This window comes from Enterobacter sp. CFEC122 (assembly GCF_052983755.1).
Genome location: NZ_JBRIQR010000077.1, coordinates 1 through 8,377 on the forward strand (window position 1 = coordinate 1; position 8,377 = coordinate 8,377).

The 8,377-nt window shown below is 60.0% G+C and carries 9 protein-coding genes; 4 read left to right on the forward strand and 5 right to left on the reverse strand.

Annotation, left to right across the window (positions count from 1 at the left end):
- Positions 1–122: 122 nt before the first annotated feature.
- Positions 123–998: a LysR family transcriptional regulator gene (locus tag ACVCAM_RS25600; RefSeq protein WP_011191349.1), complete on the reverse strand. Its 876-nt coding sequence runs from the start codon at positions 996–998 to the stop codon at positions 123–125.
- A 228-nt stretch (positions 999–1,226) separates the two neighbouring features.
- Between ACVCAM_RS25600 and ACVCAM_RS25605 the strand changes: the two genes are divergently transcribed.
- Genes ACVCAM_RS25605 through ACVCAM_RS25615 form a run of 3 tightly spaced genes read left to right on the forward strand, consistent with a single transcriptional unit; the run spans position 1,227 to position 4,080 of the window.
- A complete protein-coding gene (locus ACVCAM_RS25605) occupies positions 1,227–2,459 on the forward strand; it encodes a bifunctional alpha/beta hydrolase/OsmC family protein (protein ID WP_004357650.1) in 1,233 nt (410 codons plus the stop codon).
- 32 nt (positions 2,460–2,491) lie between these two features.
- Positions 2,492–3,055, forward strand: coding sequence for a peptide-methionine (S)-S-oxide reductase MsrA (msrA, locus tag ACVCAM_RS25610; protein WP_011191350.1), 564 nt, complete (start codon positions 2,492–2,494; stop codon positions 3,053–3,055).
- Positions 3,055–4,080, forward strand: coding sequence for a zinc-binding alcohol dehydrogenase family protein (locus ACVCAM_RS25615; RefSeq protein ID WP_004357654.1), 1,026 nt, complete (start codon positions 3,055–3,057; stop codon positions 4,078–4,080). Before msrA ends, ACVCAM_RS25615 begins: the two co-directional genes overlap by 1 nt.
- A 396-nt stretch (positions 4,081–4,476) precedes the next feature.
- Here ACVCAM_RS25615 and ACVCAM_RS25620 read toward each other — a convergent pair whose 3' ends face one another.
- Entirely contained in the window at positions 4,477–4,971 is a 495-nt protein-coding gene (locus ACVCAM_RS25620) for a MarR family winged helix-turn-helix transcriptional regulator (protein WP_004099028.1), read from the reverse strand.
- Positions 4,972–5,528: 557 nt separating this feature from the next.
- Positions 5,529–6,017, reverse strand: a complete 489-nt coding sequence (locus tag ACVCAM_RS25625; protein ID WP_004099027.1) for a YkgB family protein — start codon at positions 6,015–6,017, stop codon at positions 5,529–5,531.
- 297 nt (positions 6,018–6,314) lie between these two features.
- Here ACVCAM_RS25625 and ACVCAM_RS25630 point away from each other — a divergent pair, with 297 nt between their 5' ends.
- Entirely contained in the window at positions 6,315–6,674 is a 360-nt protein-coding gene (locus ACVCAM_RS25630) for a DUF6314 family protein (protein ID WP_166479491.1), read from the forward strand.
- 38 nt (positions 6,675–6,712) lie between these two features.
- Here ACVCAM_RS25630 and ACVCAM_RS25635 read toward each other — a convergent pair whose 3' ends face one another.
- Both ACVCAM_RS25635 and ACVCAM_RS25640 read right to left on the reverse strand, forming a co-directional pair.
- Positions 6,713–7,672 (reverse strand): YeeE/YedE thiosulfate transporter family protein, encoded by a 960-nt coding sequence (locus ACVCAM_RS25635; RefSeq protein ID WP_004099025.1) that lies wholly within the window; start codon positions 7,670–7,672, stop codon positions 6,713–6,715.
- Between the two features lie 26 nt (positions 7,673–7,698).
- Positions 7,699–8,121, reverse strand: coding sequence for a MarR family winged helix-turn-helix transcriptional regulator (locus ACVCAM_RS25640; protein WP_223296479.1), 423 nt, complete (start codon positions 8,119–8,121; stop codon positions 7,699–7,701).
- Positions 8,122–8,377: the final 256 nt, after the last annotated feature.

Below are 8,377 nucleotides of genomic sequence, written 5' to 3' on the forward strand. Positions count from 1 at the left end.
AGAGCTCGACACACTGTCATTTATCTTTGCAGTCATTGCGCCGACTATCGCAGTGCGCCCCAGATTTATCCAATACGCTGCGCGTATAGTTTCCATAGCGCCGAAGCTCTTCACGTCGTGATTCAGTTCCACTCATACCGGGCTGCCAGCTGCGCGATGTTCCGTATCTCGACCGTTGCCGTGGAGCCGGATACTGTCGCGATCACGACTTCGCGCTCCAAGACAAATCCGTCGATCGGCCGAGTGACGAGGCCTTGCACGGTCGGCGATCGTTCCGGAAGAATGCATATGGCGTGGCCGTCAGCGACGACCCGTTGCACCCAGTCCTCGCGATCTGATCGAAAGCGAGGTCGCATGAGCAAGTCCCGTCGCGCGAAGTGATCGAGGATCCGATCGCGAAACTCGCATTTCAGGCGATCGACGAAAGGAAACTCGAGCAGGTCTTCGCCGCGCACGATCTCGTTGGCAGCCAAGGGATGGTTTGCAGAACAGCCGAGCACGAAGCGCTCCCGAAATAGAGGATGCACATCCAGCTTGCGTTCCGGTCTTGTTTCACGCGGCATGATGCACGCGTGGTATTTTCCTGAAAGCACCTCCGATGTGTCCTCGTTCGACTGGAGCGAGTGCAGCTTGATTTCGATGGATGGCATCTCCGCCAATGCGCTCTCGAAGAATGCCGTAAATTCCTTTGGTCCGACGGTGGGCGCGACGGCGACATCCAGCACGCGGTGCCCCCCCATCGCCCAGTGCTCCGAGTGATTGCGAACGCTCTTCATCGCGACCACCATGCGCCGGAATTCTGCCTCGACGTCATGGCCAAGGCCAGTCAGGCGGCTGTTCTTCCCGTCGCGATAGATCAGCGGCCCGCCAAGCTCATCTTCCAAGCGGCGGATCGCGCGGGTCAGACTTGGCTGTGACACACCGCTCAAGCGAGCGGCCGCTGTGAAATTCAGCGTCTCGGCCAAGTTGATGAAATAGCTGACTTGATTGAGTTCCATAGTCCTTTGGCCCACGCGCCTGACTGATACCTCTTCCGTGAGACCGCCTTTGGAAAGCAGGTCGCAGAAGTATGCTTGGCGCATATAATCATGGTATAGGGGCTTGTCTATATGCGCCAGACATATAAATGATAGCCTGAGATGACGATTACCGGTTGGCGGTGCGCTCCGCTCAGCTCCGTCGAAGGTTCTGAGAGCGCAACCGCCAAGCCGCGTGCTGGAGGTTTGATGGACATGGCAGGAAGATCATTTACGTTTGTCAGTGGGGCTGGCTCTCCGCTGTCCGGGCACCTCGAACCGCCGGAAGGGACGCCGCGGGGCTGGGCGATCTTCGCCCACTGCTTCACGTGCGGGAAAGACAGTCGCGCCGCTGTTCACATCTCGCGCGCGCTGTCGCGTGCGGGCATCGGGGTCTTGAGGTTCGATTTCGCCGGGACCGGGATCGGCGGTGGGACGGGAGAACCTGTGAACTTCGCGTCGGACGTCGAGGACCTTCGGGCCGCCGCAAATGCGATGGCGGCGGCGGGCATGTCACCGTCCCTCCTCGTCGGGCACAGCCTGGGTGGCACCGCTGCGATCGTAGCCGCCGCCGACATGCCTGATATTGCGGCGGTAGCGACGATTGGTGCGCCGGCCGACCTTCAGCATATCTTGCGCCTCTTCGGACCGAATGATCTGGACACCATCGCGAGCGAGGGCGAGGCCTCGGTGGAGATTGCCGGTAGGCCCTTCCTCATTCGCCGAGGGTTCCTTGAGGCGGTTGAGGGGATCGACGTCGAGAAGGCCATTGCCTCCCTGCGACGGCCGGTGCTGGTCATGCACTCTCCGCTGGATCAGGTGGTCGGCATCGACCACGCGTCGCGCATCTTCGTCGCGTCCAGGCACCCTAAAAGCTTCATCTCGCTCGACAACGCGGATCACCTTCTCACCGACGTCGCGGACGCGAACTACGCCGCGGCCATGGTGGCGGTTTGGGCGAGCCGCTTTCTCCCACCACTCAGCGCGGATCTTCCGCAGGTCGAGGTTGCGGAGGGCGTCGTCTCCACCGAAACTCTTGCAGGGACGTTCCAGCTCAAGGTCCGCAGCGGCGAGCACACTCTGTTCGCCGACGAGCCAGCATCGGTCGGTGGCCTCGGGACCGGACTATCTCCCTACGAACTCGTATCTGCCGGCCTCGCAGCCTGCACGGTGATGACGATGCGTCTCTATGCGAACCGCAAGGGCTTTCCGCTCGAACGGGCGAGCACGACCGTGCAGCACGAGAAGGTGCCGGACATGATGCCACCCGACCGGTTCACCCGCACCATTGTCCTCGATGGGCCGCTGAGTGATGATCAGCGCGCTCGGATCCTCGCGATCGCTGATCGGTGTCCCGTCGATCTGAGTCTCATCCGGGGTTCGGACGTGCAGACCGAGCTCTTGAGCGCCAGTCAGGCTGCGGATCCCGCGAGGCTGGCTTGACCGTGGCGCACACGGAGGAGGGCGAACGGACTGTGAGCCAATCGCCTACCGGCAATAGGGCGGCCGCGACAGAGCGAGCAATTCTCGCAGGCGGCTGCTTCTGGGGCATGGAGGATTTGCTGCGCCGAGCCAGGGGAGTCATTTCGACGCGTGTCGGTTACACAGGCGGAGAAATGCCTGATCCGACCTACGCGAGACATTACGGCCATGCGGAAGCAGTGGAAGTGACCTTCGACCCTTCCGTTCTCGCCTATCGCTCGCTCTTGGAACTCTTCTTCCAGATACATGACCCCACGACCTACGAGCAACAAGGCAGCGATGTCGGTCCGAGCTATCGATCGGCGATTTTCTACACCACCGAAGTGCAGAAGGAAGTCGCCCTCACAACCATCGCGGAAATCGAGGCATCAGGAAGCTGGCCAGGCCCGGTCGTGTCGGAGATCAACCCAGAAGAACCCTTTTGGGAGGCGGAGCCAGAGCACCAAGAATACCTGGTGCGCTATCCTGGGGGCTATAGCTGCCACTTCGTGCGCCCGACCTGGCGGTTGGACCGCTCAGACGAACGCCCAGCTGTAATACTTGACAGAAAGAGTTGATGATGACCGAAACCGTGACTAATCAGGCCGCCTGGCAGAAAGCGCCGGGGCAGCCACTGAGGATCGGTGTCACCGCTCTGCCGCATCTGGCGGCGAACGAGATATTGATCCGCAACGCGGCCATCGCGATCAACCCACTCGACTGGATTCTGCAGGACGTCGCGCTTTTGCCATGGCTCGACTATCCCGCGATTCTCGGCAGCGACGTCTCCGGTGAGGTCGCGGCGGTCGGTGGCGCGGTCGAGCGGTTCAAGGTCGGCGATCGAGTCATCGGACAGGCGGTCGGGACAACCGTAAATCAACCTGCGCAGGGTGCGTTCCAGCACCACACGATCGTGCTGGACCACATGGCGGCGCCGATCCCCAACAACATTGCCTTCGCTGATGCGGCAGTCCTCCCGCTTGGCCTTGGCACCGCCGCAAGCGGGCTCTACGGACGGACACAGTTGGCTCTCGCGCCACCGTTACACTCGCCGACCGCGCGTCCAGAGGTCGTTCTGGTCTGGGGTGGATCGTCGAGCGTTGGCTGCAACGCCATCCAGCTCGCGGTGGCGTCGGGCTACAGGTGCGTCGCCACCGCTTCGGCGCGCAACGTCGGCCTGTTGAAGGAGCTGGGTGCAAGCGAGGTTCTTGACCACTCGAGTCCAGCCATCGTGGAAGACGTGATTGAGGCAATGCGCGGGCGCAGTCTCGCTGGAACGCTTCACGCGACCGGTCACATGAAAGACTGTTTTGCCGTAGTTGCGAGATGCGAGGGCTCGCGCCGGGTGGCAGCGACGCTGGCCCCGCCCGACGAGCGTTCATTTGGAGTCGAGGCGACGCACATCTCCGGGACGAGCCTCAAGGATGACGAGGTTGGTCCAATGATCTACCGCGAATTCCTGCCGCAGGCTCTCGCGGCGCGCACGTTCGTCCCCGCCCCTCCGGCGAAGATCGTGGGCCAGGGCCTTGAAATGCTCCAGGCTGCCTTGGAAGCCCTGAAGGCGGGTGTATCCGCAGCGAAAATCGTCGTTACCCTGCCTTGAGTGACCAGCCAGGCGGTTTTTCGCGTTCGCAGTCTGAGGTGGCCCGCACTTTGCCGATTGGGAAGCTCTACCGGGAAAACGCGTTTGGGACGCGCGCTGCGCTCCTGCCGGAGCATGCGTTCCCGAAACCTGTTCCCGACTGCTTTTCCCCGAAACTACCTATCGGACATAGAGAAATGGGAATGCAGCGAGTGGTTTGAACGGCCGCTTCCGAAACCGCGTTCCGATCAATTGAGCGGCTAAAAGTGGGGCGATCACCGACATATTAGAATGAGACCGCCATGCCCGATCGGCCGGCTTGACGCGTAGCCAAAAGAATGCGGCTGATGGTAGGCTCGCTGACATTATGAAGCCCCGCCATCTGAGCAGCGTTGAGCTGCCGCAATTGCGAGTCTCCTACGCGTCGTCGTTCTTCTCGCGGTCCACACCTCGCTCATGCAATTCGGCATCGACGGGGCAGTTCGTGCAGCCCTCGTAGCAGCACAAGCGGCAGATGCGGTATGACTGCTCGAGGTTTTCCAAGCGATTTCGGAGAACGCGTTCAGCGATGTCCGATAAGGTTTTCAGTTCGTCTGGATTAAGGATCGATAGCCCTTCGGCAATCACTTGATCGCGCGAGGCCAGGACCTCGTCGCTCGCGACCTTGCCAGTTGGAGTAAGATAGAGGGATCGCGCGCGCCCGTCTGTCGAATGCTCCCTACGCTCGATCAATCCCTCGCTTACCAATCTATCCACCAGGCGAACAGTTCCAGCATGTGAAAGGCCCACCCCGATCGCAAGCATACGGATCGAGAGCCCGGGCTTGTGCGCGAGCAACGCCAGCGCTGAGGCGGCGGGTCCAGCTTCCGGCGCCCGCGATGAACTAGCGCGAACGATGTCGTCGCTGATCATGAGTGCGAACGCCCCGAAAATGTTTCGATCTCGAGGTCCATCCATTGCCACATCTATATGTGCGCGGAGCATAGACAGCAAGCCATACCGTGGTCCTCTTCCTCCGCGCGGCTTGTGGAAAATGTCCTGTTTTAGAAGGGTTTCGGAGGATTTCGACTGATCGAGCGCGCCGAAAAAAACGGGTCCGGCTCGTTAAGGCCGCGGAACCGTTGATACCTGGCGGCTATAGGGCAAGCCTTTTCGCTCGGAATCGCCGTAGGTCGCGCCCGAGAATCACTCCGCGTCAGCGCTGTCATCCAGGCCGCGCAGGTGCAGATCAGCGAGACCTAGCTTGCCCCCGGCGTCGCACTTCCATCGTGTCACCGCGCGCGATCACGATTGTATCAATCCCATTGAGGAACAGTCCGTGCTCCACGACGTCGGGGATTGCGGCGAAACGGGCGAAGACCGCGTCGCCATGCAGCTGAGCGCCTCCGGGCTCGATATCGCGACGGAGCATCCATGCCCCGCGGAGGTTCTGCAGGATTTGCACGCCCGCCGTCACGAGAGGACCACAGTCACGAGAGCACAAGCGCCCCTCTGTGGCGGACCGAAGCACGCAGCAGCACGAGGGACGCCGCTAGCAGAACTGCGTCCTTCAGTAGAAACTGCCCTGGTGCAGCCGAAATCGCAGGAAAGCCGCCGGCAGTCTGCTCCGCGACACCTGGAGTGGTGATGAAAAAGGTCAGCGTGATCAGATAGGTCGCTGCTGACATTAGTGCGCCTAGCGCAGAGAAGAGTGGACGAAATGCACCAAGGATCAGAACGAGACCGGTCGATAACTCGATAACGCCGATGAAATAGCTTTGCCCCTGCGTCCCGAACATGCCGAGCCAATTCATGATCGGGCTGTGTTCGATAAACGGGGCGATACCATAGGCCTCGTACGCTGTGAACTTCATCGCGCCGAACCACAGAAATACGATCACGAGAGCCCATCTAAGCAGGCCAAGATCCCTCCGACCGTGCTCGGGGACAAGAAATTCATAACGGTCGAAAATGCTCATCTAAAATTCCTCAACAGTGGTCCCGTGGGAACGTCACGAACGTCGTCTACGTGCTTCGGGCAGGCGTTGCAGTATATGCGCGACGCATATACCATATACTAATAAGCGAGATATGTCGAGCGGCTGGCTCGCGCTTCGCTGCCTCACGAAGCCATCCTCATCGGCGATGCCTTTACCCAGCAAACGCGCGACCTTTGCGGGATTTTGACTTGATGGGGCTGGCGCTCCGGGTGGGCCTATAGCCCGTTGGCAAACGTCCAGCCTGTACGGATGGACGCGGCCCTGGACGAGATAACCATGCCCACCGAAATCGTAGCAGCGATCGGCGAAGGCGCGCTCGCTTATCGAGAGAGCGGCATTCTCTCACTGGCAGATGGCAGAGTATTCTCCGCGTGCCGGCAGTATCGCTATCGCTTGAGCGAGGACAGTGTTGTCGTCGAGTTCGCAGACGGACCTCATATCGGGACGCAGTTCCTCAGCTTGAGTTTCTCGCGGACGGATACCGGGTTGGAAGCGAGTGGCGTCTATGCCTGCGGAGACGACACCTACCATGCAACCTACAGGATTCTGGGGCCGGCGGCCTTTGAAGTGGTCATCATGGTCCAAGGGCCTGCAAAGGCATACGAGCTAGTCAGCCGATATTCCCGGTCGGGATAAATGCTCATGTCAGGAGGGCAAGTCCTCTGTTGCCCTTATCATGGCCGTGAAAGGCAGCGCCGGAATAACTTACCACGCGCTGCAAATCCGAAGACGATTGTCGTCGTCATCAGAAGGTAGGCGACTATCCCACCAGGTGAAAGAGTCGGAACCGCTGCGAGGATCAACCCATCATTCCCGCCGGGTATGAGCGCGATGCCGATACCCATCAATGTGCCGCCGACGACAGATCGCAGAATGCCATTGGCTGTCGGCAGTTGGAGACGCAGATTGCCTTGGCGAAAGGAGGCGGTTAGGGCGCCTGCGATCGAAGAGATCACCGCAGTGAGCGCGACCTCGCCGGCCGGGGACATTCTGAGAGGAAGGGCGCGTTGAATCACGTCTGCGAAGGTCCAGGCCGGCGAGAGTGCATATAGAAGTCCGCCAGTGATACCGAGTCCAATCATCGAAGCGCCGAACGACCAACCCGGCTTTGTTCGCAGAACGCTCTTCGTGGAAACGAAAACGAGTGCCAGCACGAGCACAACTAGGAAGGCTAGGAGAGTAACGAGGCCTGTTGCGCTCGGTTTGGAGATTAAGCTTGGCCATGTTGAATCGTAGCCGAACCTGCCATGGTCGGCAGCCAAGATACCAATCGTTAATCCCAAGGGTAGAGCTAGAAGTCGCATCTCCCCATCCCCAAGCCGCGCCAGCGATCCGAGCAGGCATGTGTCATTAATGAGTGCGCCGAGGCCGAAGGCGATGGCGCCGATGAGCAGGAGGAAATTGATGCTGGTCGAGGGTGCGAGTGTTGCGCCCAGTGTTCCCGTCCAGACTATCGGGACCGCAACCAGGCCTGCCGCTGCCGACGCTGCGAGAAATCCGACGAACATTTTCGGCGGCTGTCTTCTGTGTAACTCATGAGCGGCCACCACTAAACAGGTTCCGCCTTGGTTCGCCGCATATCCGAACCCGAAGGCAAGTACGCATAGAAGAAGTTCGAGCGCAAACGATCCCATTATTTCAAGCCTGCCTGATCATATCGTCAGCCTTCTGATGCGACGTTCCAGCGTGGCGAGCGCCCCGGCTTAGCTTTACCACGGGAAGGCGCGATCCTGCTGTAGCCGCACAGATGGCAAAGGCTGACCGAGCCATCTTTGTCGAAGCCGTTTGCCACAAGGAGCCGCTCCGACAGCATGCCTAGAATGTCGAGGTCATTGGGCGACAGGGGCGAAATACATTCGGAGATCACCTGCTCCCGTGCCTTGAGCAAGGCGTCCGTTATCTTCTTCCCCGAATTGGTGAGGTGAATGAAGCGCGCCCGCCTGTCGGTGATTTGTCTTCGTCGTTCCACCAACTGTTCGCGCTCGAGCCTATCGATCAATCGCACCGTCCCGGCATGAGAAAGCCCGATCGAGGTAGCCAAAACGCTGATCGGCAGTCCGGGCTCCATGCTGAGTAACACCATCACGGCGGTCCCCGGGCCGCTTGGTGAAAACGAGGCCGAGACACTGGCGATGCTGTCTGCAACGGCCAACGCGAGTGCACCTAAATGGTACTTGGCGACCTCAGGCTCCATACCGCAAGAATATATGCTTCGCGCATAGACTTCAAGCGTGTGAAAATGTATGACCGCCGCATGCATCTATGACAGATTCGGACATGGTCATGCTCATTGAGGGGCTCAGCTCGGATTCCACATCTGAGATCAACGGACGTGCTCG